Source organism: Myxococcales bacterium (assembly GCA_016717005.1).
Classification (GTDB): domain Bacteria; phylum Myxococcota_A; class Polyangia; order Haliangiales; family Haliangiaceae; genus UBA2376.
Genome location: JADJUF010000010.1, coordinates 41,958 through 66,735, shown reverse-complemented (window position 1 = coordinate 66,735; position 24,778 = coordinate 41,958). Strand labels below are relative to the sequence as shown.

General features: G+C 73.4%; 18 protein-coding genes and 5 pseudogenes. 14 read left to right on the top strand and 9 right to left on the bottom strand.

Annotated elements, in window-relative coordinates; translation table 11 throughout:
* Positions 1–26: 26 nt before the first annotated feature.
* Entirely contained in the window at positions 27–2,702 is a 2,676-nt protein-coding gene (gene gyrA / locus IPL61_12390) for a DNA gyrase subunit A (protein MBK9032097.1), read from the top strand.
* 143 nt (positions 2,703–2,845) lie between these two features.
* On the opposite strand, the gene IPL61_12385 is transcribed toward gyrA, so the two are convergent.
* Positions 2,846–3,556: a hypothetical protein gene (locus IPL61_12385; protein ID MBK9032096.1), complete on the bottom strand. Its 711-nt coding sequence runs from the start codon at positions 3,554–3,556 to the stop codon at positions 2,846–2,848.
* Between the two features lie 217 nt (positions 3,557–3,773).
* Here IPL61_12385 and hemL point away from each other — a divergent pair, with 217 nt between their 5' ends.
* On the top strand, positions 3,774–5,084 hold the full coding sequence (hemL, locus tag IPL61_12380; protein MBK9032095.1) for a glutamate-1-semialdehyde 2,1-aminomutase: 1,311 nt from the start codon (positions 3,774–3,776) through the stop codon (positions 5,082–5,084).
* Between the two features lie 62 nt (positions 5,085–5,146).
* Here hemL and IPL61_12375 read toward each other — a convergent pair whose 3' ends face one another.
* The 6 genes from IPL61_12375 to IPL61_12350 all read right to left on the bottom strand — a co-directional run bounded on the left by IPL61_12375 (position 5,147) and on the right by IPL61_12350 (position 9,951).
* Positions 5,147–5,833 (bottom strand): glycosyltransferase, encoded by a 687-nt coding sequence (locus IPL61_12375; protein MBK9032094.1) that lies wholly within the window; start codon positions 5,831–5,833, stop codon positions 5,147–5,149.
* Positions 5,830–7,320, bottom strand: a complete 1,491-nt coding sequence (locus tag IPL61_12370; protein ID MBK9032093.1) for a hypothetical protein — start codon at positions 7,318–7,320, stop codon at positions 5,830–5,832. Before IPL61_12370 ends, IPL61_12375 begins: the two co-directional genes overlap by 4 nt.
* Positions 7,317–7,763: a hypothetical protein gene (locus tag IPL61_12365; protein MBK9032092.1), complete on the bottom strand. Its 447-nt coding sequence runs from the start codon at positions 7,761–7,763 to the stop codon at positions 7,317–7,319. Before IPL61_12365 ends, IPL61_12370 begins: the two co-directional genes overlap by 4 nt.
* A 93-nt stretch (positions 7,764–7,856) precedes the next feature.
* Positions 7,857–8,444: a hypothetical protein gene (locus tag IPL61_12360; GenBank protein MBK9032091.1), complete on the bottom strand. Its 588-nt coding sequence runs from the start codon at positions 8,442–8,444 to the stop codon at positions 7,857–7,859.
* Positions 8,445–8,620: 176 nt separating this feature from the next.
* Complete coding sequence (locus tag IPL61_12355) at positions 8,621–9,649, bottom strand: hypothetical protein (GenBank protein MBK9032090.1); 1,029 nt, start codon at positions 9,647–9,649, stop codon at positions 8,621–8,623.
* 11 nt (positions 9,650–9,660) lie between these two features.
* Entirely contained in the window at positions 9,661–9,951 is a 291-nt protein-coding gene (locus tag IPL61_12350; GenBank protein ID MBK9032089.1) for a hypothetical protein, read from the bottom strand.
* A 543-nt stretch (positions 9,952–10,494) separates the two neighbouring features.
* Between IPL61_12350 and IPL61_12345 the strand changes: the two genes are divergently transcribed.
* From IPL61_12345 to IPL61_12320, 6 genes are all read left to right on the top strand, one after another.
* On the top strand, positions 10,495–10,839 hold the full coding sequence (locus tag IPL61_12345) for an AtpZ/AtpI family protein (GenBank protein ID MBK9032088.1): 345 nt from the start codon (positions 10,495–10,497) through the stop codon (positions 10,837–10,839).
* 14 nt (positions 10,840–10,853) lie between these two features.
* A complete protein-coding gene (locus tag IPL61_12340; GenBank protein ID MBK9032087.1) occupies positions 10,854–11,261 on the top strand; it encodes an ATP synthase subunit I in 408 nt (135 codons plus the stop codon).
* Between the two features lie 4 nt (positions 11,262–11,265).
* A complete protein-coding gene (gene atpB, locus IPL61_12335; protein ID MBK9032086.1) occupies positions 11,266–12,045 on the top strand; it encodes a F0F1 ATP synthase subunit A in 780 nt (259 codons plus the stop codon).
* Positions 12,046–12,315: 270 nt separating this feature from the next.
* The gene (locus tag IPL61_12330) at positions 12,316–12,660 is read left to right on the top strand and encodes an ATP synthase F0 subunit C (protein ID MBK9032085.1); all 345 of its coding nucleotides are present in this window, start codon (positions 12,316–12,318) and stop codon (positions 12,658–12,660) included.
* 123 nt (positions 12,661–12,783) lie between these two features.
* Positions 12,784–13,290 (top strand): cyclic nucleotide-binding domain-containing protein, encoded by a 507-nt coding sequence (locus tag IPL61_12325; protein MBK9032084.1) that lies wholly within the window; start codon positions 12,784–12,786, stop codon positions 13,288–13,290.
* An 8-nt stretch (positions 13,291–13,298) separates the two neighbouring features.
* Entirely contained in the window at positions 13,299–13,883 is a 585-nt protein-coding gene (locus tag IPL61_12320) for a hypothetical protein (GenBank protein ID MBK9032083.1), read from the top strand.
* A 90-nt stretch (positions 13,884–13,973) separates the two neighbouring features.
* Here the strand turns inward: IPL61_12320 and IPL61_12315 are convergent, their stop codons facing one another.
* Together IPL61_12315 and IPL61_12310 are read right to left on the bottom strand one after the other, a co-directional pair.
* Complete coding sequence (locus IPL61_12315; GenBank protein MBK9032082.1) at positions 13,974–14,624, bottom strand: polysaccharide deacetylase family protein; 651 nt, start codon at positions 14,622–14,624, stop codon at positions 13,974–13,976.
* Positions 14,625–14,662: 38 nt separating this feature from the next.
* Positions 14,663–15,514, bottom strand: a complete 852-nt coding sequence (locus IPL61_12310) for a hypothetical protein (GenBank protein MBK9032081.1) — start codon at positions 15,512–15,514, stop codon at positions 14,663–14,665.
* A 95-nt stretch (positions 15,515–15,609) separates the two neighbouring features.
* On the opposite strand from IPL61_12310, the gene IPL61_12305 reads away from it, so the two are divergent.
* The 6 genes and pseudogenes from IPL61_12305 (at position 15,610) to IPL61_12280 (ending at position 24,773) form a co-directional block, all read left to right on the top strand.
* A complete protein-coding gene (locus IPL61_12305; protein MBK9032080.1) occupies positions 15,610–16,320 on the top strand; it encodes an alpha/beta hydrolase in 711 nt (236 codons plus the stop codon).
* A 299-nt stretch (positions 16,321–16,619) separates the two neighbouring features.
* Positions 16,620–18,356: pseudogene (locus IPL61_12300) on the top strand (amino acid adenylation domain-containing protein).
* Positions 18,357–18,536: 180 nt separating this feature from the next.
* A pseudogene (locus IPL61_12295) lies at positions 18,537–19,439 on the top strand (polyketide synthase).
* A 294-nt stretch (positions 19,440–19,733) separates the two neighbouring features.
* Positions 19,734–20,165: pseudogene (locus tag IPL61_12290) on the top strand (hypothetical protein).
* Positions 20,166–20,297: 132 nt separating this feature from the next.
* Positions 20,298–21,101: pseudogene (locus tag IPL61_12285) on the top strand (acyltransferase domain-containing protein).
* A 1,962-nt stretch (positions 21,102–23,063) separates the two neighbouring features.
* Positions 23,064–24,773, top strand: a pseudogene (locus IPL61_12280) (non-ribosomal peptide synthetase).
* Positions 24,774–24,778: the final 5 nt, after the last annotated feature.

Sequence of the window (24,778 nt, the reverse complement as noted above, 5' to 3'; positions counted from 1 at the left end):
CGGGACGCAGAAGAAGCGAGCCGCCGATGTCCGACCCCGCCGCCAACGCCAACATCACGCCGATCGCCATCGAACAGGAGATGCGCTCCTCGTTCATGGACTACGCGATGAGCGTGATCGTCGCGCGCGCCCTGCCCGACGCCCGCGACGGCATGAAGCCGGTCCACCGGCGCATCCTGTTCGCCCAGAAGGGCCTGAACAACGTCTGGAACCGCTCGTACCTCAAGTGCGCGCGCATCGTCGGCGACGTCATCGGCAAGTACCACCCGCACGGCGACGCGTCGGTCTACGACGCCCTGGTCCGCATGGCCCAGGACTTCTCGATGCGGTACATGCTCGTCGACGGCCAGGGCAACTTCGGCTCGGTCGACGGCGATCCCCCGGCGGCGATGCGCTACACCGAGTGCCGCATGGCCAAGCTGGCCAGCGAGCTGCTCGCCGATCTCGACAAGGAGACCGTCGAGTGGCAGCCGAACTACGACGACAAGGAGTTCGAGCCCACGGTCCTGCCGACCAAGGTGCCGAACCTGCTCCTCAACGGCGCCACCGGCATCGCGGTCGGCATGGCCACGTCGATCCCGCCGCACAACCTGACCGAGATCGTCACCGGCGTGCTCGCGCTGATCGAGCGGCCGACCCTGCCCGACGAGGACCTGTTCCGGATCGTCACCGGGCCTGACTTCCCGACCGGCGGCATCATCCAGGGCCGCCTCGGCATCCTCAGCGCGTTCAAGACCGGCCGCGGCTCGGTCGTGGTGCGCGGGCGCGCGCACGTCGAGGACGTCCGCAAGGACCGCCCCGCGATCATCATCACCGAGCTGCCGTTCATGGTGAACAAGGCGCGGTGGATCGAGAACTGCGCCGACCAGGTCCGCGACAAGAAGCTCGAGGGCATCTCCGACATCCGCGACGAGAGCGACCGCACCGGCATGCGGGTCGTGTTCGAGCTCAAGCGCGACGCCAACGACCAGGTCATCCTCAACAACCTCTACAAGGCGACCGCGCTGCAGAGCTCGTTCGCCGTCAACATGCTGGCGATCGTCGACGGCCGGCCGGTGCTCTTGACGCTGCGGCGGGCGCTGCACGTGTTCATCGACCACCGCCGCGACGTCGTCACCCGGCGGACGCTGTTCGACCTGCGCGAGGCCCGCGCCCGGCGCGAGATCGTCGAGGGCCTCGGCCTCGCGGTCATGAACATCGACCGGGTGATCGAGATCATCCGCGGGTCGAAGGACACCGACATCGCCAAGGAGCGCCTGCAGGCCGAGCGGCTGGGCGGGCTCGACGGCTTCCTCGAGCGCGCCGGCCGGCCCGAGGCCGAGGTCGCCGCCGCGCGCGCCGCCGGGTTCGTGCAGCTGACCGCCCGCCAGGCCCAGGCCATCCTCGACATGCGGCTCGGCCGGCTGACCGGCCTCGAGCGCGAGAAGCTCGAGGCCGAGTACCGCGAGCTGTGGAGCTTGACCGACTACCTCGAGGGCCTGCTGGCCGACGACAAGAAGCTGATGGGCGCGATCGTCGCGGAGCTCGTCGCGCTCCGGGACGAGTTCGGCGACGCGCGCCGGACCGAGATCGTCGACGCCGAGGGCGAGATCCTGACCGAGGCGCTGATCGACCAGGAGGACATGGTCGTCACCCGGACCCGGCTCGGCTACGTCAAGCGCACGCGGCTCAAGGAGTACCAGGCCCAGGGCCGTGGCGGCCGCGGCATCACCGGCGCCGCCCAGGGCGGGGACGACGACTTCGTGGCCGACATGTTCGCGGCCTCGACCCACGACCACCTGCTCCTGTTCACGTCCAAGGGCCGGGCCTACTACAAGAAGGTCTACGAGCTGCCCGAGGGCGCGCGCACCTCCAAGGGCAAGCCGTTCGTGAACGTGATCGATCTCCAGGACGGCGAGGAGGTCGTGTCGATGCTGCCGCTCAAGGAGTGGAGCGACGACCGCTACGTGTTCCTCGCCACCGCGAGCGGCACCGTCAAGAAGACCGAGCTGACCGCCTTCGAGAAGATCCGCGTCACCGGCATCCGGGCGATCTCGCTCGACGACACCGACCGGCTGGTGTCGGTGGCGATCACCAGCGCCAAGCACGACGTGCTCCTGACCTCGGCCAAGGGCCTGGCGGTCCGGTTCCGCGACGACAAGGTCCGGCCGATGGGCCGCGAGGCCGGCGGCGTGCGCGGCATGAAGCTCGGCACCAACGATCGCCTGGTCGGCATGGTCGCGTTCGAGCGCGGCAGCGACGCCACGCTGCTGACGATGTGCGCCCGCGGCTACGGCAAGCGCACGTCGCTCGCCGACTACCCGACCAAGAACCGCGGCGGCAAGGGCGTCATCACGATCAAGACCACGACCCGCAACGGCAAGGTCGCGGCGGTGCGCATCGTCGCCGCCGACGATCACGTGATCCTGATCAGCGACAAGGGCAAGATCATCCGCCTGCGCGCCAAGGACATCCCGATCCAGGGTCGCGCGACCCAGGGCGTCCGGGTGATGCGGCTCGACGACGGCGAGAGCGTGGCGGCGCTCGAGCGCCTGGCCGACCCGGACGAGAGCGACATCGAGGAGGGCGCGCCGATCGAGGCCGCCGACGACGGCGACACCGTGCCGATGGACGCCAGCGACCTCGACGGCGAGGACGACGGCGACGCGGACGACGACGACGACGCGGACGACGACGACGCGGACGACGACGTCGAGGCGTAGCGATCTGGATCGGGGACCACTCGGCCAGCCGGTCAGCCGCTGGGTCTCGCTGTGCGCGCGACCTCGGCCCCGGTCGGCCGCTGGGGCGGCGCGCACCGCGCACGGGCGCCGCGCACGGGCGCCGCGCCCGCTCCGCCGGTGGCTCAGGGGGCGTGCACGAACGCGCCGTCGCGGAGCCGGTACTCCCGACGTCCGACGAAGCAATCCTCGGGCAGCTCGGTGCGCTGGCTGGTCACGGCGCCGACCGCGGCGATGACCCGGGCCGCGCCGCTCGCGACGATCCTGGCGTCGACGTCGCACGCGAGGCCCTCGGCGGCGTCGACCTCCCCGGCGTCGTCGTAGTGGGTCTGCAGCCACAGCGCCTGGGCGATCGCGGCGCCGCTCAGCCGCGCGACGGCCAGCCACTCGACGTTCGAGCCGCCGTGGCTCTCGCCGCCCGTGCTGGTGAGCTCGTCGACGCCGTCGCCGTCGAAGTCGACCACCTCGAACCGCGCCCCACCGGAGCCCTCGTTGCGCGCCCACGGCGGGATCGAGTGCACCTCGCTCTCGGCGATCACCGCACGGGTGGCGGCGTCGAGCACGACGATCCGATCCCAGGCCTCGTCCTCGGACAGGTCGACCACCGCCGAGATCGCCCAGCCGGCCTGCGGGAACCGCCCCGGCGTGCAGGTGGTGTCGACGTCGGCGTTGGTCAGCGCCCAGCGCGCGCGCAGCGCCGCGGCGAGCTCGGCCTCGGGTGGACACGGCACCGTCGCCACGGCGGCGCCGTGCTGGGCGCCGATCACCGGCAGCGGCGCCGCTCCGCCGGCGCGCCCGCACGCGCCGAGCGCCACGATCGACGCGACGAGAGCCAACGAACCCACGTGACCCGCGCGCGCTTGCACCATGGCTCGCGAGGATACACCGGCCGGCGCGCGGGCGCGGGCGCGGGCGCACCGTGGTCCCCGCCGCCGCCGCCGCCCGGTGGCGGTGCGCCGGCGTCGAGGACGTGGGCGGCGCGATCCGGGCGGCGACGATCGCGCGCCGGCCGCGGCCATCGCGCCGGCCGCCGGCCGTGGTAAGCCCGCCCCGATGACGCTCCGCCCAACGCCCCGCTCCGCCGAGATCTTCGCCCGCGCCCAGGCCGTCATCCCCGGCGGGGTCAACTCGCCCGTGCGCGCGTGCCGCCAGGTCGGCGGCGAGCCGCTGTTCATCGCCCGCGGCGAGGGCGGCCGGGTGTTCGACGTCGACGGCAACGCCTACCTCGATCTGATCGGGTCGTGGGGGCCGATGATCCTCGGCCACGCCCACCCCGAGATCCTCGAGGTCATCGCGCGCACGCTCGCCAACGGCACCAGCTTCGGCGCGCCGACCGAGATCGAGGTCGAGTTCGCCGAGGCCGTGCGCGCCGCGGTGCCGTCGATGCAGAAGGTCCGGGCGGTGTCGTCGGGCACCGAGGCCACGATGAGCGCGCTGCGCCTGGCCCGCGGCGCCACCGGCCGCGCGGTCATCATCAAGATCGACGGCGCCTACCACGGCCACTCCGACGCGCTCCTGGTCGCGGCCGGCTCGGGCGCCGCCACGCTCGGCATCCCCGGGTCGGCCGGCGTCACCGACGGCGCCGCCGCCGACACGCTGACCGTGCCGCACAACGACCTCGGCGCGATCGAGCGCATCCTCGACGAGCGCCCCGGCCAGGTCGCGGCGATCATCGTCGAGGGCGTGCCCGGCAACATGGGCTGCGTCCCGCCGGCGCCCGGCTACCTGGCCGGCGTGCGCGCGCTGACCTCGAAGCACGGCGTCGTGTTCATCATGGACGAGGTCATGTGCGGCTTCCGCGTCGCCTACGGCGGCGCCCAGGCGCTCTACGGCGTCACGCCCGACCTCACCTGCGTCGGCAAGATCGTCGGCGGCGGGCTCCCGGCCGCGGCCTTCGGCGGCCGCGCCGACCTGATGGACCACCTCGCGCCGCTCGGCCCCGTCTACCAGGCCGGCACGCTCAGCGGCAATCCCATCGCGATGGCGGCCGGCCTGAAGATGCTCGAGCTCCTGCGCCGGCCCGGCACCTACGAGCGGCTCGAGTCGCTCTCGGCCCGCCTCGCCCTGGGCCTCGCCGGCGCCGCCCGCGCCGCCGGCGTCCCCGCCTGCGTCGAGCGCGTCGGCTCGATGCTGACCCTGTTCTTCACCGCCGGCCCCGTCACCGACTACGCCGCCGCCAGGACCTGCGACCTGGCCCGCTTCGCCTCGTTCTTCCGTGGCATGCGCGACCGCGGCGTCTCGCTCCCGCCGTCGCAGTTCGAGGCCATGTTCGTCTCGCTGGCCTTCACCGACGACGACATCGACACGATCGTCACCGCCGCGGCGCAGACGCTGGGGTCCGCCCCGGCCGCTGCGGCCCCCTGAGCTCGATCACGGCGGCGACCGGCGGACCACGATCGCGAGGCTCGCCACCGCCACGGCGGCGCTCAACCGCGGCCACGGAGGCGGATCGCGATCAGGTCGAGCGCGGCGCGGGGCCCGGCCGTCGCGACCGAGACCCGCGAGCCCTCGACGTGGCGCCACGGCACCGGCACCTCGGCGACCTGCCAGCGATCGCGCGCGAGGTACAGGATCTCGACGTCGAACGCCCAGCGATCGATCCGCGCCCGGCCGAACAGATCGCGCCCGGCCGCCCGGGTCATCAGCTTGAACCCGCACATGGCGTCGCGCGCGGCGATGCCGAGGCCGCGCTTCACCAGCACGCGGAAGCCGCGGCCGAGCACGCGGCGGTGCCAGGGCTGCGCGACCTCGATGCGCGCGTCGGCGACGTGGCGCGAGCCGATCGCGAGATCGGCGCCGGCGTCGAGCGCGGCGTCCAGCCGCGCGACCGCCTCGATCGGCGTCGCCAGGTCAGCGTCGCACACCAGGATGCGATCGCCGGTCGCCGCCAGCACGCCGGTGCGGACCGCGGCGCCCTTGCCGCGGTTGACCGCGTGGCGCAGCACCCGCGCGCCGGCGGCCGCGGCGATCGCGGCGGTGGCGTCGCGCGAGCCATCATCGACGACGATCACCTCGACGTCGGCGCCGGCGTGGTGGGCCGCGATCCGGGCCAGCGTCGGGCCGAGCCGCGCCGCCTCGTCGTAGGCCGGCACCACCACCGACCGGCGCGTCACGGCGGCCTCGGCCCGACCGCGCGGCGCCGGAACACCCGCCACACCGGCGTCGGCGCGGCCAGCTCCTCGAAGGCCGGGTTGTGGACCAGCCGATCGGTGAGCGCGGGCTCGCCGGGCAGGTGGGCCAGCCGGCGCACCAGGATGAAGCGCGCGCCGTCGAAGAACCGGATCAAGGTCTGCTCGGGATCCGAGATCACGCCGCGGTACAGCAGCGCGTAGGCCTCGAAGCGCAGGCGATCCTGATCGTGGAGGAACTGCATGTTGAGCCCGGCGACGTAGCGCTGGTCGCCGCCGAACGCGAACAGCCCGGGCATGTCGTCCCACGGCGCGACGATCATCTCTCGGCGCTCGGTGCGCTCGCCGAGCCAGCTCGCCATCAGCGCGTAGTCGGCGGGCCGGGCCAGGCCCTCGCCGCGCTGCTGGGTGCGCAGATCGCCCATCGACCACGTCGCCGCCGCGACGCCGACCGCGACCGCCGCCGCCACGATCCACCGGGACCACGGCCGCATGTCGCGGGCCAAGAGCGGCAGCGCCAGGATCGAGAAGACGATGAACAGCTCGACCAGCTTGGTGCCCGACAGCAGGCCGGCGCCGAGCAGCCCGAGCGCGGCGATGGCGCCGCTCGCGGCCTCGGCCGAGACCCGCTGCGCGCGCCCGAGCTGGCGCACCAGCACGACGAACCACGCCGCCATCGCCACGCCGGCGACCTGCACCAGCATCGCGCCGGTCAGCGCGGCCCACTCGGCGCCGCGGTACTCGCCCGGCACCATCGTCGGGTCGCGGGTGAAGATGCTGCGCAGCTCGGCGAGCACGTAGCCCCAGTGCGCCGGCCACATCGGGTTGATCAGCATCCCCGCGACCAGCCCCGCCAGGGTCGCGCCGACGCACCGGCGGTCCCAGCCGCCGTGCCACCAGCGGCCGACGACCATGTGGACCAGCGCGAACGGCACCAGCACGGTCGCGCCGACGTAGACGTAGACGCTGAGCCACGCCAGCACGAACGTCCGCCGCCACGCGCCGGCCCACACCGCGTCGACGAACCACGGCAGCAACACCAGGAACGTCGACGCGCCCTTCAGGAAGACGCTGTAGGTCAGCGCCAGCGGGCAGCCGAGGATGGCGAGGACGATCCACGGCGTCGGCCAGCGGACGCCCCGGCGCCGCAGCACCAGGTGCAGGCTCAGCGCGAACGCCGACGACAGCGCCATGATGCCGAGCCGCAGCCCGAGGTCGACCCCGAACAGCGCCACGAACGGCGACAACACGGCGTGCTGCCCGACGTACATGTCCGGATACGGATCGTGCAGCGTCGTGTACGGCAGCCAGTCGAACCGGCGCAGCCACCCGTGCTCGATCAGCCGACGCGCGACGCCGACGTGGAAGTAGCTGTCGGGATCGGTGAAGAAGCGGTCGGACAGCACGACGCTGGCCCACGCGGCGACCAGCACGGCCAGCAGCGCGGGCTGATAGCGCTCGAGCGTCTTCACCGCGGCCAGTGCGGCAGCTCGGACAGCCGCAGCACGACCACCTCGCCGGTGCCGGTGTGCAGGCGGACGCAGCCGAAGTCGGACTTCTGGGGGGTCACCGTCGAGTCACACACGGTCTGGTAGGTGCCGGCCGGCCCGGCGGCGGCGCGCGACGCGCCGCTGGTGATCGGCAGGCGATCGAGATCGACGACCAGCGCGTCGCCGTTGCGGCTATCGGTGCGGACGCAGAACATCGTCGACTTCTGCGCGGTGTCGGCCGAGTCGCACGCCAGCGCGAACGGTCCGGCGCCGGTGCTCCCGCCGCCCTTGGCGCCGCACGCACCGACGAGCACGAGCGCGAGCACGAGCGCCGCCCGCCGGACCCGGGGCGCGGTGGCGCGGGATCGCGACGAGGTGCGCCCGCGGCGCGTGGCGACGTGGAGATCTCCGCCCAGCGTGTTCACAGCGCCGGAAGGTAGCAGAGCTGCGACCACCAGGTGTCCTCCAGGAGGCCCGGTCACGCCGCGTGGATGACGACCAGGCGGCGCCCGCGCGCGTCAGTTACACAGCCACGAGACGCGGCAGTTGAGCTGACCAGGGTAGCCGGGCATCTCGCAGCCGAACCGCCACGCGCCGAGCTGGTTGGTCGTGATCACGGCGGTCGAGCTCGCGAAGTATCCGTTCTGCGTGGCGCCGTCGGACCCGTACACCGACGGGGCGAACTCGGCCGGCGCCAGGGCGGCGTTGGAGGCGACGTGCAGCATGCTCGGGCGCAGGCGGAAGCTGGCGTTGGCGCCGAGGTCCATGGCCTGCACGGTCACCATGCACGAGCCGTTCTCCGCGAAGGTGATGTCGCCGCTCGGGTAGACGCTCGACGAGCCGTTGCTGCTGTTGAGCGCGGCGTAGCCGACCGGGGCGTCGGTCTTCGACATCGTCACGGCGCCGGTCGCGATGTCGATCGTGGTGACGCCGTTCGTGGCGATCTCGGAGGGCCCGACCGCGTTGGCGGCGATCTCGGCGGCGCCGACGCCGTCGGTCGCGATCTGCGCAGCGGTGATCGAGTCCGCCGCGTGGTCGGCGGCGACGATCGTGCCATCGAGGATGTGGGCCGAGGTGACGCCGTCCGTGGCGATCGACAGCGTCACGGCGCCGGCGGTGCCGCCGCCGGTCAGGCCCGCGCCCGCGGTGACGCCGGTGATGTCGCCGGTGCCGACCGAGTCGGTGCCGCAGGTGACCGTGCCGTTGGCGGCGACGCCCGTGATGAACGTGCCCGCGGCGCAGGTGCCGGTGACCCGGCTCTGGATGGCGGTGGTGTCGACGGTCAGGCCCCGCCGGCGGTGCCGCCGCCGGTCAGGCCCGCGCCCGCGGTGACGCCGGTGATGTCGCCGGTGCCGACCGAGTCGGTGCCGCAGGTGACCGTGCCGTTGGCGGCGACGCCCGTGATGAACGTGCCCGCGGCGCAGGTGCCGGTGACCCGGCTCTGGATGGCGGTGGTGTCGACGGTCAGCGTGACCCCGCCGGCGGTGCCGCCGCCGGTCAGGCCCGCGCCCGCGGTGACGCCGGTGATGTCGCCGGTGCCGACCGAGTCGGTGCCGCAGGTGACCGTGCCGTTGGCGGCGACGCCCGTGATGAACGTGCCCGCGGCGCAGGTGCCGGTGACCCGGCTCTGGATGGCGGTGGTGTCGACGGTCAGCGTGACCCCGCCGGTCGTGCCGCCGCCGGTCAGGCCCGCGCCCGCGGTGACGCCGGTGATGTCGCCGGTGCCGACCGAGTCGGTGCCGCAGGTGACCGTGCCGTTGGCGGCGACGCCCGTGATGAACGTGCCCGCGGCGCAGGTGCCGGTGACCCGGCTCTGGATGGCGGTGGTGTCGACGGTCAGCGTGACCCCGCCGGTCGTGCCGCCGCCGGTCAGGCCCGCGCCCGCGGTGACGCCGGTGATGATCGAGCCGGGATCGAAGCCCTCGAGGGCCTCGGCGACGCCCGCCTTGACCGCATAGGGCACCGCCCCGACCGGGATGCGCGGGCTCAGGACGTCGCCATCGACGGTCAGCTCGATGTACATCGGGGTGCCCGTGAACACCGACGCGTCGATCCCGTTGTTGACCGGATCGACGCTCCCGAGGTTGGCGTAGACCAGGCCGCGGCTCGCGACGATCCCGGCGTGGGTCTCTTCCCACACCATCGTCCCCGCGGTCGGGGCGTCGAAGACCGCGACGTGGAGATCGACCGGGCCTTCGACCGGCGTGACCCCGTCCGTGAGGCGCGCGGTGAACGACATCGTGGTCGGGACCGCCGCGGCGGTACCGGTCAGCGCGGCCAGCGCCAGGAACGTGGCGAGTGCGAGTCTCATCGTCGTGCTCCTCACGGCTTCACCGCCGCGTTGCCCTCAGCCCTGATCGTCGTCCCGACCGGCGCTTGATCGAACCCGTGGCCGATCTGCACGTCCGCCGAAAACCGAGCGCCGCGCAACCCGGCGGCGCCGCCGGTCAACTCGTACGCCGGCAACGCCGCCGAGGCGTCGACCCCAGCGTCGATGTCGGCCGCGCCATCGATGGTTGTCGGGGTGTCGATGGCGGCGTCCTTGATCGTCGCGCTGCCGCCGTCGCACGCGGCGATCCCTAGGAGGATGATCGCTAGCTTTACCGGAGACATCGCCGCGGAACCTATCACCGGGACGCGGGGGCCACCAGCGCCAGCCGGGGGGTTGCCAGCTTGTGCCACACGACCGGCGAAGCCGCGCGCCGTCGCGATGCGCTCGCGCCGCCACCCTCGTGGCTGGGATCTGCGGTCCGCGCAGTCGAGCCAGCGGTGGCCGTGGGCCGTGCTCGTGAGCGACTCGGGCGGCGGCGAGCGCGCCGTCGGCCCACGAACGTCGAGGCCCGGGATGGGCGGCGGGCCGCACCTGCTGGGCGATCATTGCCCACCCGAGACTGCCGGGGCGGCCACCAGGATTCCTTAATAATTCCAATATGTTGCGAACAACAGCCGAGCTCCGTCCCGATCCCGGCCCGGTCAAGTTCTTCTTTTATTCCAAACAGTTAGACCGCCGACCTCGGTCTGACACGTGCGGCGAGTTGCCGCAGGCGAGCGGATGGCCTTGAGTCATCAGGAGATCGCCGCCGGCGTTTCGGCCGTTCGCGATTGACCACGGCGGGGAGCCCATGTTACACGCGGCCCGCCTCGACGCAGATTCCCATGGGACTTCGCGAAGATAGCATCACCACCACGCCCACGACGCAGGCCTCGACGGCCGGCGTGCGACGCGCCGCGCCTTACGCGGCCAAGACCCGGGACTACTACCGGTCGCTGTCGGCCAGCTCGGTCGGCATCGAGCTGTCGGTGTCGGTGCTCATCGGCATGTTCTTCGGGCGCTGGCTCGACGGCCGCATCGGCACCAGCCCCTGGATGATGATCCTGTTCCTGTGCCTCGGCTTCACCGCTGGCATGCGCGCGATCTACCGCTTCGTCCGCCAGGCCGATCGCGACGCGGATCGCGCCGAGGCCGAAGCCGCCGCCGAGGCCGGAGCATCCCAGCCGTGATGACGATGGCGAGCATGCCCCGCATCGAGCGCCTGAACTACCTGTTCGGCGGCGTGCTGGTGATCGTGTGCGCCGTCGCGACCCGCCGCGACCAGGCGCTCGGCGCCGCGGTCGGCGTGGCGCTCACGTGCCTGAACTTCTGGTTCATGAACCGGCTCATCGGTCGCTGGATCGACGACGCCAAGCGCGGCGACGGCGTCGGCGCCAACCGCATCGCGCTGATCATGCCCAAGATGGTGGCGCTCATGGGCGCGGTCGTCCTGTCCCTCGCGTTCCTGCCGATCGACGCGATCTTCTTCGTCATCGGCTATTCGGTCTTCATCGTGTCGATCGTCGTCGAGGGTGTGCTGAGCGTGCTGCGCCCGGCCCCGTCGACCCCCGACTCGCCCGACGAATCGTCCACTCCCACGTCTTCGAGCTAGCGCCATGGGTGAACACGGAACCTGGTTCGACTTCCTCAACCGCTTCTCCTTCTGGCAAACGCTGATGGAGAAGGCGGACAACCTGTTCGGCCGCAAGAAGCCGATGCTGCTGGTGTTCCAGGAGAGCCACTTCACGCTCGCGCACGTGCTCGTGACGCTCTTGGTGCTCCTGTTCGTCATCTACGGCGCGCTGCAGTTCAAGGGCGGCCTGGCGTCGGCCGACGGCGGCCTCGTGCCGCCGCGCCGGATGAACATCCGCAACTTCTTCGAGGTCATGGCCGAGATGGTCTACGGCATGGTCGAGGGCGCGATGGGTCCGCACAACGCGCCGCGGTTCTTCCCGCTGGTCGGCGCGCTCTGGGTCTTCATCCTGTTCGGCAACCTGATCGGCCTGGTGCCGGGCTTCATCTCGCCCAACGACACGATCAAGACCAACCTGGCCCTGGCCGGCACCGTCTTCATCGCGACCCACGTCTACGGCATCAAGGAGCACGGCCTCGCGTACTTCAAGCACTTCCTCGGCCCGACCCCGGCCCTGGCGCCGCTGATGCTGCCGATCGAGATCGTCAGCCACATCGCCCGCCCGATCTCGCTGACGCTGCGGCTCATGGGCAACATGGTCGCCGACCACAAGGTCGTGTTCTCGTTCTTCATGCTGGTGCCGATCCTGGTGCCCATCCCGTTCATGCTGCTCGGCCTGCTGGTCTGCCTGGTCCAGGCCATCGTCTTCTGCACGCTCACGATGGTCTACCTGGGCATGGCGGTGGAGCACGAGGAGCACTGAGACCTGAGAGGGTCTTTCGAAAAGACCCAGGCGGTGGCTGGGGGTGCTCCGGACCCGGACAGACGACCGCCACCGCAGGCACCTCGCCCCCACCCGAAACGGCCCAGATCCTCCCCGCAAGCCTCCCGGCAGCCGCCCCCCCCCCTCGCCGCCCGCCGCCCCTGATCGCTCGACGCGCCGCGCACTTTGTCCCCCGAACCTCTTCACGTCGCCGTCGATTCACGCTAGGTAACCCGCGCTCCGCGCGTTTGGACAATAAGGAGAAAGACCATGAGCCACCGTTCGATCAAGAAGATCACCTCGTTCCTCACCTTCCTGATGGTCACCTGCCTCGCGAGCGTCGCGTTCGCGCAGGGCGCCGACGGCGCCAAGATGCAGGTCGCCGGCAACTCGGGTCTGATCGCGCTCGGCGCGGCGCTCGGCCTCGGCATCGCCGCTCTCGGTGGCGCGCTCGGCCAGGGCCGCGCGGCCGCGACCGCGCTCGACGGCATCGCCCGCAACCCGGGCGCCGCCGACAAGATCCGCGGCCCGATGATTCTCGGCCTCGCCCTCATCGAGTCGCTGGTCATCTACGCGCTCATCGTCGCCTTCCTCCTGCTCGGCAAGATTCCCTGATTCACGGCCGAACGCACGGAGCGTGACGTCGCGGCCGCCCTCGGGCGGCCGTCGGCATTTTCGGGGCCGGCCGCCCCGGGCGTAACTTGCGACGTGCCGCGGGCCGTGGGACCCTGACCGCGCATGTCTGACGCCCCCGCTGGACCCGCGCCGCTCGACCTCGCGGGCAAGTCCACCCTCGAGATCCTGGCGCAGATCGATATCTTCGCCGGACTGCCGCCCGTGCACCTCCGCCGCGTCGTCGACATCGGCGTCGAGGAGCAATACAAGATCGGCGCGAACGTGTTCCAGGAGGGCGAGGCGGGCGACAAGTTCTACCAGATCCTCGAGGGCGCGGTCCGCATCAGCCGGTTCGTGCCGGGCATGGGCGAGGAGGCCCTCGCGGTGCTGCGCCCCGGCGCGTACTTCGGCGAGATGTCGCTCATCGACGACGCGCCCCGCTCGGCCACCGCCGTGTGCCACGAGAAGTGCCGGCTGTTCGTGGTCAACCGGCGCGACCTCGAGGACCTGCTGTTCGTCGACCGCGACCTCGCGTACGAGCTCCTGTGGAACTTCGTGCGCACCCTGTCGCGGCGCCTGCGGGCGACCAACGACAAGATGACCTTCCTGGCCACGACCTCGAAGTTCTAGCCGCGCCGATGCCGCGCTCTGTCCGTGCCCGCGCGTGCCTGCCCCCGGTGCTGGCCGGGCTGGTGGTCGCCGCGCTCGCCTCGACCGCCGCGCCCCCGCGCGCCCGCGCCGAGCCGCTGCCCGCCGGCCGCATCGCGGGCGTGATCGGGGCGCGCACCGGCACCGGGTCGCTCTACAACTCGATCGGCACCGGCCTCGTGGTCGGGATCCAGGCCGGCTACGCGCCGCTGCGCGCGCCCCAGACCATCGGCCTGGGCCTGTCGTGGTCGCTCCTGTGGTCGTACTACGGCAGCGGCAGCGCCCGCGTCGCCGACTCGATGGCGATGGTCGAGCTCGACGCCGGCGTGCGCGTGCGCATGATGCTGGGCCCGCGCCGGCGCAACGTCGTGTTCGTCGGGGGCGGCGCCGCGCTGACCCGGACCAACGAGCCGCTGTTCGCCGGCGACGATCGCAGCTACGTCGGGCCCTGGGGCGCGATCGGCGTCGAGGGGCTGCCGCTGGGCGCGCTGGTCTCGGCCAGCGTGCGGTTCGGCGTGATCGGCGACGGCCAGGGCACGATCGGGTTGATGCTGTCGGCCGGCGTCGGCCGCTGACGCGATCGCGGGCGCGCTGAGCCGCGCCGGCGCCGGCCGCTGACGCACGGCGCCTCGGGCGACGAGCCCGCCCCACACGCCCGGCGCGGCTCAGCGCGCCAGCAGGTCGGCCATCGTGACCAGCTCGTAGCCGTCGGCCTGCAGGCGCCGGACGATCGTCGGCAGCGCGGTCAGCGTCGCCGGGCAGGCCTCGTGGAACAGCATCACCTCGCCCGGCGCCACCCGCGCCGGCGCGCACCGCTCGATCAGCACGTCGGCGCTGGCGCCGTCGTAGTCGCAGCTGTCGAACGACCACATCGCGACGGTGTAGTCCAGGGCCAGCATCACCGACGCGTCGCGCGGGCCGATCGAGCCGTGCGGCGGCCGCACCCACTTGCCCCACGGCATCGGGCCGAGCGCGCGCTCCATCCGGGTCAGCTCCTCGCGCATCGCCAGCGCGCCCAGCGTGGTGAACCGCTCGTGGAAGTAGCCGTGGCCGGCGAGCTGGTGGCCGCCGCGCAGGTACTTGCCGACCGCGCCCGGCAGGTGCTGCTGGTCGAGGTAGTAGCCCATCACGAAGAAGGTCGCCGGCACGCCGAGCTCCGCGAGGACGTCGAGGTAGGCCTCGGTCAGCTCGCCCGGCCCGTCGTCGAACGTGATCGCGACCCGGCGGCTGTCGGCGGGGCCGCGCCAGATCATCCGGCCGCGGGTCGAGCGCGCGAGGACCTGCTTGGCGACCGACTTGACGCGCGCGCGGAACACGGTCGCTAAGTACCGCGGGGCCCCGCCCTCGGCAAGGGTCAGCGGAAGTGGCGCTCGAGCCAGGTCGTCACGAGATCGCCGAGCGCGGCCTGGGCCGCCAGCTCGGCGAAGCTGTGGTTGGCGTCGGGGAAGAACGCGCGCTCGACCCGGCCGCGCAGCCCCGGGTAGTGCTCGAACAGCTGGTCGGGGTGGTTGTACCGATCGTCGTGACAGCCGGTGTAGATCGCCAGGACCGCGATCCCACGATCCGCCAGGGTCGCGAGCTGCGCCCCGTGGTCCTCGACCGACGCGACCTCGCGCCGCTGGCCGTCGTCGGACGCGCCGCCCATGCGCCGCCCGAGCCGGCGCTGGATCACCGTGGTCGCCCAGCGCGCGGCCGCGACCGGACCGCCGAGCGCGATCACCCGTCGGACCAGCTTGCGCGCGCGGGCCCGGCGGTTGGTGTACGTGGGCGGATCGAGCGCGACGACGCCCACGACGCGCGGGTCGGCCAGCGCGGTGGCGACGCTGTTGTCGGCGCCCGAGCACAGCCCGAACAGCACGAACCGCTCGGCGCCGGTCGCGCGGGTCATCGCGGTCATCGCCGCGCGCGTGTCTGCGACCGCGCTGTCACGAAAGCTGACCGCGTCGCCCAGCGACGGGCTGTCGCCGACGCCGCCGAGATCCAGGCGGAGCGCGGCCAGCCCACGCGCGGCCAGCCGGCGGGCCAGGCGCACGTGCAGCCGGTGCGGACCGATGCGGTGCAGCACGCCGGCGTTGAGGAAGATCACCGCGGGGCGCCCCGTGGCGGCGGCGCCCGCGCGCGTCAGCACGGCGACCAGGCCGCGCTCGTCGCCCAGGTCGACGACCTCGTCGGGGGCCAGGTAGGGTGCAGGGCTCGTTGCCGCCATGGAGGTCGCCCGGTAATCTCGTCGTGTTGGCGGCGAAAGTCCACTACTTCGGGGGACCGGGGGCGCTCCTCGGCACACTGCATCGACCGAGTCGTTTGCGCGCGCGGAGCGCCGCGGTGCTGCTGTGCAACCCGTTCGGCGAGGAGGCCGCGCGCGCCCATCGGATCTACCGCGTGCTGGCGACGCAGCTCGAGCGGGCCGGCTACGCGTGCCTGCGGTTCGACTACGCCCACACCGGCGACTCGGCCGGCGACGCTCACGACGCCACGATCGCCGGGTGGATCGCCGACGTGCGCACCGCCGCCGCGGCGCTGCGCGAGGCCAGCGGCAGCCCGCGGGTGGCGCTGGTCGGGCTGCGGCTCGGCGCGACCCTCGCCACGCTGGCGACCGGCGACGACCTGGTCGCGCGGCACCTGATCGCGTGGGATCCCGTCGTCGACGGGCGCGCGTACCTGCGCGAGCTCGGGGCGCAGCACGCGGCGTTCATGCGCGACGAGATCGGCCCGCACTGGCGGCCGCCGCCGGACCGCGCCGACGGCACCCCGCGCGAGGCCCTGGGCACGCCGATCAGCGACGCGCTCGCGACCGGGATGGCGGCGATCGACCTGACCCGCGCGCCGCCGCGCGCCGACCTGATCACGCTGATCACCACCCGCGCCGGCGCGACCTCGCCGTGGCCGGGCGCGCAACAGGTCGAGCTCGCCGCCAGCGCGGCCTGGAACTCGGACGCCGCCGTCAACGCCGCGGTGGTGCCCATGGACATCGTCAACGCCATCGTCACGCGCATCGAGGCCACGATCCCATGACCACGCCGAACGCCGATCTGCTCGACGCCCTGTCCGTGCCACCGCCGTCCCCCGACGCGCCGCCGTCGCGGCCGTACGAGGCCGCGCTGCCCGCGGCGATGATCGCGCTGACCGCCGCGGCCGCCCGCGCCGACGGCGACCTCGACGCGACCGCGCGCGCGGCCTGGGCGCTGGTGCTCGCGCGCATCGCCGGCGTCGCCGGGGCCCGGCTCGGACGCACCGACGGCGGCGCGGTCGCGATCGCGGTGCCCGCCCGCGGCGACGTCGCGGCGTGGCTGGCGGCGGCCGCGGCCGCGCCGATGACCGCCGAGCCGGCGGCCAGCGCCTGGGCCGACGGGCCCGTCGCCGACCTCGGCGACCGCGCGCTGGTGTGGTGGCGGACCCCGACCGGCCTGGCCGCGCGGTTCGCGCCCGCGCTGATCGATCACGCCAGCGTCGCCCGCCTGGGCGAGCTGTGGGCGGTCGCGGTCGGCGCGCTCGCCACCGCCGCCGACCTCGCCGACGCCACGCCGCTGTCGGCCGCCGAGCGCACCACCGTCGTCGAGACCTGGAACGACACCGCCCGCGCCTACCGACCCGACGCCACCGTCCACGGCCTCGTGCGCGCGCAGGCGGCCGCGACCCCGGACCGCCCGGCGCTGATCTGGGACGGCGGCCAGCTCACCTACGCCGAGCTCGACGCCGCGTCCGACGAGCTGGCCGAGCGCCTGATCGCCGCCGGCGTCGCCACCGACGATCCGGTCGCGCTGATCCTGCCGCGATCGCCGGTCGCCGTGGTCGCGATGCTGGCCATCCTGAAGGCCGGCGGCTGCTATCTACCGCTGGATCCCAAGCACCCCATCGACCGCTTGAAATTCGCCATCGATGACACCGCCGCCCGCGTGATCGTGACCGATCGCGGTCGCAGCGAGGCGCTGGCGGCGTTGGCCCTGCGCACGATCGTTGTTGACGAGGACGTGCCGCTGAGCCACAGCGGCGCACCTCGGGTCGAGCGAGCGACGCCGTCGAGCCGCGCGTACATCCTCTACACCTCGGGCTCGACGGGGGCCCCGAAGGGTGTCGAGATCGAACACCGAGGAATCCTCCGCTTGGTCGGCGATGTCGACTACGTGCACCTCGACGCCGACACGCGGTTCCTGCACGTTGCGTCGCTCGGATTCGACGCGTCGACGTTCGAGATCTGGGGCCCGCTCCTGCACGGCGGCGCGTGCGTGGTCTTCCCCGACGCCATCCCGACCGGACCAGCGCTGGCACGGACCATCGCCACGCACGGCGTCACGACCTCCGTCCTCACGACGGCCGTGTTCAACGCCGTCGTCGATGACGACCCACGGCACCTGGCCGGCCTGCGCCAGCTCTACGTCGGCGGGGAGGCGCTCTCCGCCGCCCACGTACGCCGGGCGTTGGCCGCGCTCCCCGCCACCGAGCTGTGCAACGTCTACGGCCCCACAGAGTGCACGGTGATCGCCACGACCTTCACGATCCCGCGCGTCCTCCCGGTCGACCTGCGCACGATCCCGATCGGCCGGCCGATCGCCGATACCCGCTGCTACGTGCTCGCGGCCGACGGCGCCCCGCTGCCGATCGGGATGGTCGGCGAGTTGTACATCGGCGGCGCCGGGGTTGCGCGCGGCTATCAACGCCGCCCCGACCTCACCGCCGAACGCTTCGTGCCTGATCACATAGGCAGCGACAATCGCCTCTACCGGACAGGTGATCATGTTCGCTGGCGGTCCGACGGCACCCTCGACTTCGTCCATCGGATTGACCACCAGGTCAAGATCCGCGGCTTTCGCATCGAGCTGGGCGAGATCGAGGCTCGGCTCGCGGTCGTCCCTGGCGTCGCCGCGTGCGCGGTCCTGGTCCGTGATGACGGCCCCATCGGCAAGCGACTGGTCGCGTATGTGGTCGGCGATGGCACCGCAGACGTCAGCGCCCCGACGTTGCGCGCGGCCCTGGCGAAGGTGCTGCCCGACTTCATGGTCCCCTCGATCGTTGTTGCGCTCGCGGCGCTGCCGGTGACCGCGAACGGTAAGCTCGACCGCGCGGCGCTGCCCGGCCCTGACCGACGACGCCCGGACCTTGCGGTCCCCTACCGCGCCCCGGTCGACCCGCGCGAGCAGGCGATCTGCGCGGTGTTCGCCGACGTGCTCGGCCTCGACGGCGTCGGCACGCTCGACGGCTTCTTCGAGCTGGGCGGCAACTCGCTCCTGTCGATGACCTTGCTCGTGCGCCTACGCGAGGCCGGGCTGCCCGCGATCTCGACCGCGACCTTCTTCGCCGCGCCGACCCCAGCGGCGCTGGCCCGGGCGATGGCCGGCGAGGCGACCGCCACGCCGACGCGCCGCGCGCCGAGCGGCGACGCCCGCGAGCCGATCGCGATCATCGGCATGGCCGGCCGGTTCCCCGGCGCGGCCGACGTCGCCGCGCTGTGGCGCAACCTGTGCGCCGGCGTCGAGTCGATCCGGTTCTTCGCCCCCGACCAGCTCGATCCCTCGGTCCCGGCCGCGGTGCGCACCGATGCCGCCTACGTGCCGGCCCGGGGCGTGCTCGACGACGTCGAGCGTTTCGACGCGGCGTTCTTCGGCAGCTCGCCGCTCGAGGCGTCGCTGACCGATCCCCAGCACCGGCACTTCCTCGAGGTGTCGTGGCACGCGCTCGAGCACGCCGGCTACGCACCGGAGACTGCGCCTGGGCCGATCGGCGTGTTCGCCGGCATGAGCACAGCAACCTACTATCAACGTCACCTGTGGACCCGACCCGATCAGACCGGGCGACTGGGCGAGCTGCAGGTGCTGCTCGCCAATGACAAGGACTTCCTCGCCCCCCGGGCCGCCCACAAGCTCAACCTGACCGGCCCCGCTGTGAACGTCCAGACCGCGTGCTCGACCTCGCTGGTCGCGACCGCGATGGCGATGGACGCGCTGCGCAGCGGCAGCTGTGATCTGGCGCTGGCCGGCGGCGTCGCCATCACCTGCCCGCCGGCCAGCGGCTACACGTTCCAGGAAGGGTCGATGGCGTCGCCCGACGGCCACACCCGCACCTTCGACGCCGCCGCCGGCGGGACGGTGTTCTCCGACGGCGTCGCGGTGGTGGTGCTGCGGCGCCTCGCCGACGCCATCGCCGCCGGCGATCCGATCTACGCGGTCCTGCTCGGCGCCGCGGTCAATAACGACGGCTCCGAGCGCGCCAGCTTCACCGCGCCCAGCCCCGAGGGCCAGGCCGCCGTCGTCGGCGCCGCGCTCGACGCCGCCGGCGTCGACGCCCGCTCGATCTCGTACGTCGAGGCCCACGGCACCGCGACCCCGCTCGGCGATCCGATCGAGATCGAGGGCCTGACCCGCGCGTTCCGTCGGCACACCAGCGACCGCGGCTTCTGCGCCATCGGCTCGCTCAAGAGCAACGTCGGCCACATGGTGATCGCGGCCGGCGTCGGCGGGTTGATCAAGACCGCGCTGGCGTTGCACACCCGCACGCTGCCGCCGTCGATCAACTTCACGACGCCCAACCCCAAGATCGACTTCGCCGGCAGCCCGTTTTGGGTCCAGCACGAGCTGACCGCGTGGCCGACCCAGGAGGGACCGCGCCGCGCCGGCGTGTCGTCGTTCGGGTTCGGCGGCACCAACGCCCACGTCGTCGTCGAGGAGGCCCCGGCGCCGACCCCGTCGTCGACGCCGACCCGCCCGGTCGAGCTGGTGCTGGTGTCGGCGCGGACCGCGCCGGCCCTGGCCGAGGCCTCGGCCGACCTGGCCCGCTACCTCGTCGACGAGCCCGCGCCGCTGGCCGACGTCGCGCACACGCTCCAGGTCGGGCGCCGCGGGTTCAGCCAGCGCCGGTACGTCGTCGCCGGCGCCGCCGCCGACGCCGCGCGCCTGCTGACGACGCCCGAGGTCGCGAGCTGCGGCGCGCGCGCGCTCGGCGCCGACGTGCCCGCGCTCGGCTTCCTGTGCCCGGGCCAGGGCTCGCAGTACCCGCAGATGGGCCGCGGCCTGTACCAGGCCGAGCCGGCGTTCCGCGCCGCGTACGACGAGTGCTGCGCGATCCTGCGCGCCGAGCTCGGCCACGATCCGCGCGACGTGTTCTGGTCTGACGATCCCCAGACGCTGGTCGCGACCAGCGTCACGCAGCCGGCGATCTTCGCGCTCGAGTACGCGCTCGCGCGGCTGTGGATGAGCTGGGGCGTCGTGCCGACCGCGCTGGTCGGGCACTCGGTCGGCGAGTTCGTGTGCGCGGCCCTGGCCGAGGTGATGGCGCTGCCCGACGTGATCGGCCTCGTCGTCGAGCGCGGCCGCCGCATGCAGGCGCTGCCGGCCGGCAGCATGCTGTCGGTGCGGCTGCCCGCCGACCTGCTGCGCCCGCGCCTGCGGCCCGGGCTCGAGATCGCCGCCGAGAACGGGCCGGGGCTGTGCGTGGCGTCGGGCCCGACCGAGCTCATCGCCGCGCTCGAGGCCGAGCTGACCGCGGCCGACGTGACCGCGCGCCGGCTCCAGACCTCGCACGCGTTCCACTCGCCGATGATGGATCCGGTCGTGCCGCTGATGGCCGAGCGCCTGGCCACGATCCCGCTCGCGGCGCCGCGCATCCCGATCGTGTCGACGGTGACCGCCACCTGGATGACCGACGAGGAGGCCCAGAGCCCGCGCTACTGGGCCGAGCACCTGCGCCGCCCGGTCCGGTTCGCGCCCGCGGTCGCGGTCGCGCTGGCCGAGCCGCGCCGGGTGATGATCGAGATCGGGCCGCGCGCGACCCTGTCGGCGCTGGCCCGCCAGGCGGTCCCGGGCAAGCGCGCGCTGCCGGTCGCGGTGCCGAGCCTGGCCGACGCCGCCGAGCGCGAGAGCCCGGCGATCACCGCCGCGCTCGGGCAGCTCTGGACCCTCGGCGCGACGATCGACTGGACCCGCTACCGCGCCGGCGAGCGGCGCCACCGCGTGCCGCTGCCGACGTACCCGTTCCAGCGCCAGCGCCACTGGGTCGACGCGCCCGTCGCCGCCGGCGCCGCCGTGGCCTCCCTCCCCGCCTTGCCGGCCGCGCTCACGGCGCCCGCGTTCGCGCTCACGGCGCCCGCCCTCCCGCTCCCGGAGCCCATCATGACCGCGCCCGCGCCCGTCTCCGCCGCTGCTCGTCGCGCCCGCCTCCTCGCCTCGATGTGCGAGCTGGTCGAGGAGGTGTCCGGCACCGAGGTCACCGCCGCCGAGGCCGACACGCCGTGGCTCGACCTCGGCCTCGACTCGCTGACCCTGACCCAGCTCGCGCTCGCGGTGCAGCGCGCGCACAGCGTCAAGGTCTCGTTCCGCCAGGTCATGGAGAGCTTCCCGACCATGGCCAGCCTGGTCGGCATGCTCGACGAGTCGCTGCCGCCCGACGCGGCCCCGGTCGCGGCCGCGGCCCCGACGACGCCCGCCGCGGCGCCGACGATGGCGCCCGGGGTCCCGGCCTTCGCGCTCCCGCCCGCGGCCGGCGACGCCGGCGGCTACGTGCGCCAGGTCATCGACGCGCAGCTCGCGTTGATGGCCCAGCAGCTCGCGGTCCTCGGCGGCCAACCGGTCGCCACGCCCGCGCCGGCCGCGCCCGCGCCGCGCCCCGTCGCCGCGCCGCCCGTCACCGCCGTCACGCCGGCGCAGCCCGCGCTCGCGCCCAGCAAGAACGAGGACGAGCCACCGGCCGGCGCGGTCACCTACGACGTCAAGAAGGCGTTCGGGGCGATCGCGCGCATCCACACCGCCGCCGACGCGCTGTCGCCGCACCAGCGCGCGCGCCTCGACGCGCTGACCGCCCGCTACACCGCCCGCACCGCGAGGTCCAAGGCCTACACCCAGGCCCACCGCGCGCGCATGGCCGACCCGCGCGTCGTCAACGGCTTCCGCCCGCTGACCAAGGAGCTCACCTACCAGCTGGTGATCGAGCGCTCGCGCGGCGCGCGGGTCTGGGACCTCGACGGCAACGAGTACATCGACGTGCTCAACGGCTTCGGCATGAACCTGCTGGGCTGGCAGCCCGACTTCCTGCGCGCCGCGATCCACGCGCAGGTCGAGCAGGGCTACGAGATCGGGCCGCAGCACGTCCTGGCCGGCGAGTGCGCCGAGCTGTTCTGCGACCTCACCGGCGCCGACCGCGCCGCGTTCTGCAACACCGGCTCCGAGGCGGTGATGGGCTGCATGCGCATCGCCCGCACCGTCACCGGCCGCTCGCTGATCGCGATCTTCACCGGCGCGTACCACGGCATCTTCGACGAGGTCATCGTCCGCGGCACCCGCAAGCTCAAGAGCATCCCGGCCGCGCCCGGCATCATGCCGGCGGCGTCGCAGAACGTGCTGGTGCTCGACTACGGCACGCCCGAGTCGCTCGAGATCCTGAAGGCCCGGGCCCACGAGCTGGCCGCGATCATGGTCGAGCCGGTGCAGTCGCGCCGCCCCGACTTCCGGCCAGTCGAGTTCCTGCGCGACCTGCGCGCGTTGACCGAGCGGTCGGGCTCGCTGCTCATCTTCGACGAGGTCGTCACCGGCTTCCGCGCCCACCCGCGCGGCGTCCAGGGCCTGTTCGGGATCCAGGCCGACCTGGCGTCGTACGGCAAGGTCGTCGGCGGCGGCTTCTCGATCGGCGTCATCGCCGGCAAGCGCGAGTTCATGGACGCGCTCGACGGCGGCCACTGGCAGTACGGCGACGACTCGATCCCGACCGTCGGCGTCACCTACTTCGCCGGGACGTTCGTGCGCCACCCGCTCGCGCTCGCGACCACCAAGGCGATGCTCGTGTACATGCGCGACGCCGGCCCGGCGCTGCAGGAGGGGCTCACCGCCCGGACCGCGGCGATGGTCGCCGAGATCAACGCGCACATGGAGGCGACCGGCGCGCCGCTGACGCTCAAGACCTACGCGTCGTGGTGGCGCAACAACTTCACCGAGGATCTGCCCTACAGCGACCTCATCTACGCGATGCTGCGCGACCGCGGCATCCACATCCTCGACAACTTCCCGTGCTTCCTGACCACGGCCCACACCGACGCCGACCTCGCCGCGATCGTCGCCGCGTACAAGGCCGCGGCCGCCGAGATGCAGGCGTCGGGCTTCTTCCCGCCGGCCCGGGCCCAGCTCGCGGTCGCGACCACCACCGGCGAGCGGACGGTGCCGTCGACCGAGCCGCAGCGCGAGGTCTGGCTCGCGGCCGAGCTCGGCCCCGAGGCCTCGCTGGCCTACAACGAGAGCGTGGCGCTGCACCTGCGCGGCGAGCTCGACGTCGGCGCGCTGCGCCACGCGGTGCGCGAGCTGCCGCGCCGCCACGACGCGTTCCGCGCCACGTTCGACCCCGACGGCGTGACCCTGCACGTCGCCGCCGACGCCCCCGAGCTCGCGGTGCCGTTGATCGATCTAAGCGACCGCCCGGCCGCCGCGCGTGACGCCGCGTTCGCCGAGGTCACCCTGCGCGCGGTCACCGAGCCGTTCGACCTCGCGCGCGGGCCGCTGGTCCGGGCCGAGCTGGTGCGCCTGACCGCCGACCACCACGTGCTGGTGTTCACCGGCCACCACATCGTCCTCGACGGCTGGTCGTACTGGGTCATCGTCAAGGACCTGGCCGCGCTCTACGGCCTGGCCACCGGCGCGCGCTCGGCGCCGCTGCCGGCCGCGCCGTCGTTCGCCGACTACGCCGAGGCCGAGGCCGCGCGCGCCGACGCGCCCGAGGTCCGCGCCAACGAGCGCTGGTGGATCGATCAGTTCGCCGGCGGCGCGCCGACGCTCGATCTGCCGACCGATCGGCCGCGCCCGCCGGTGCGCACCACCGCCGCCGGCCGCGCGGATCACGTCGTGCCGGCCGAGGTCCTGGCCGGCGTCAAGAAGCTCGGCGCGCGCCTGGGCGCCAGCGTGTTCGCGACGCTGCTGGCCGGGTTCGACACGCTCTTGCACCGCCTCAGCGGCGCCGACGATCTCGTCGTCGGCATCCCCGCCGCGGGCCAGAACCGGGACGGCCTCGGCGGCCTGGTCGGGCACTGCGTCAACATGCTGCCGGTGCGCGCCCGGCTCGCGCGCGACGACCGCTTCGCCGACGTGGTCAAGCGCGTGCGCGGCGGCATGCTCGACGCCTACGACCACCAGGACGTCACCTTCGGCCGGGTGCTGCAGGTGTTGCCGATCGCCCGCGATCCGTCGCGGCTGCCGCTGGTGAGCGTGATCTTCAACATCGACCAGGCGCTGTCGGGCGAGGCCCACGCGCTGCCCGGCCTCGCGCTCGACCTACAATCGAACCCGCGCACCCACGAGACCTTCGAGCTGTTCGTCAACGCCGTCGACACCGGCGCCGGGCTGCGCGTCGAGTGCCAGTACAACGCCGACCTGTTCGACGCCGCGACCGTGCGGCGGTGGCTGGCCGCGTACGAGACGCTCCTGCGCGGCGCGCTGACCGATCCCGAGCAGCCGATCGGCCGGCTGCCGATCGTGACCGAGGACGATCGACGGCTCCTGGCCGC

Coding starts and splice junctions, on each gene's coding strand:
- gyrA (MBK9032097.1), top strand. CDS start 27: ATGTCCGACCCCGCCGCCAACGCCAACATCACGCCGATCGCCATCGAA.
- hemL (MBK9032095.1), top strand. CDS start 3,774: ATGACGCTCCGCCCAACGCCCCGCTCCGCCGAGATCTTCGCCCGCGCC.
- IPL61_12355 (MBK9032090.1), bottom strand. CDS start 9,649: ATGAGACTCGCACTCGCCACGTTCCTGGCGCTGGCCGCGCTGACCGGT.
- IPL61_12350 (MBK9032089.1), bottom strand. CDS start 9,951: ATGTCTCCGGTAAAGCTAGCGATCATCCTCCTAGGGATCGCCGCGTGC.
- IPL61_12345 (MBK9032088.1), top strand. CDS start 10,495: ATGGGACTTCGCGAAGATAGCATCACCACCACGCCCACGACGCAGGCC.
- IPL61_12340 (MBK9032087.1), top strand. CDS start 10,854: ATGCCCCGCATCGAGCGCCTGAACTACCTGTTCGGCGGCGTGCTGGTG.
- atpB (MBK9032086.1), top strand. CDS start 11,266: ATGGGTGAACACGGAACCTGGTTCGACTTCCTCAACCGCTTCTCCTTC.
- IPL61_12330 (MBK9032085.1), top strand. CDS start 12,316: ATGAGCCACCGTTCGATCAAGAAGATCACCTCGTTCCTCACCTTCCTG.
- IPL61_12325 (MBK9032084.1), top strand. CDS start 12,784: ATGTCTGACGCCCCCGCTGGACCCGCGCCGCTCGACCTCGCGGGCAAG.
- IPL61_12320 (MBK9032083.1), top strand. CDS start 13,299: ATGCCGCGCTCTGTCCGTGCCCGCGCGTGCCTGCCCCCGGTGCTGGCC.
- IPL61_12310 (MBK9032081.1), bottom strand. CDS start 15,514: ATGGCGGCAACGAGCCCTGCACCCTACCTGGCCCCCGACGAGGTCGTC.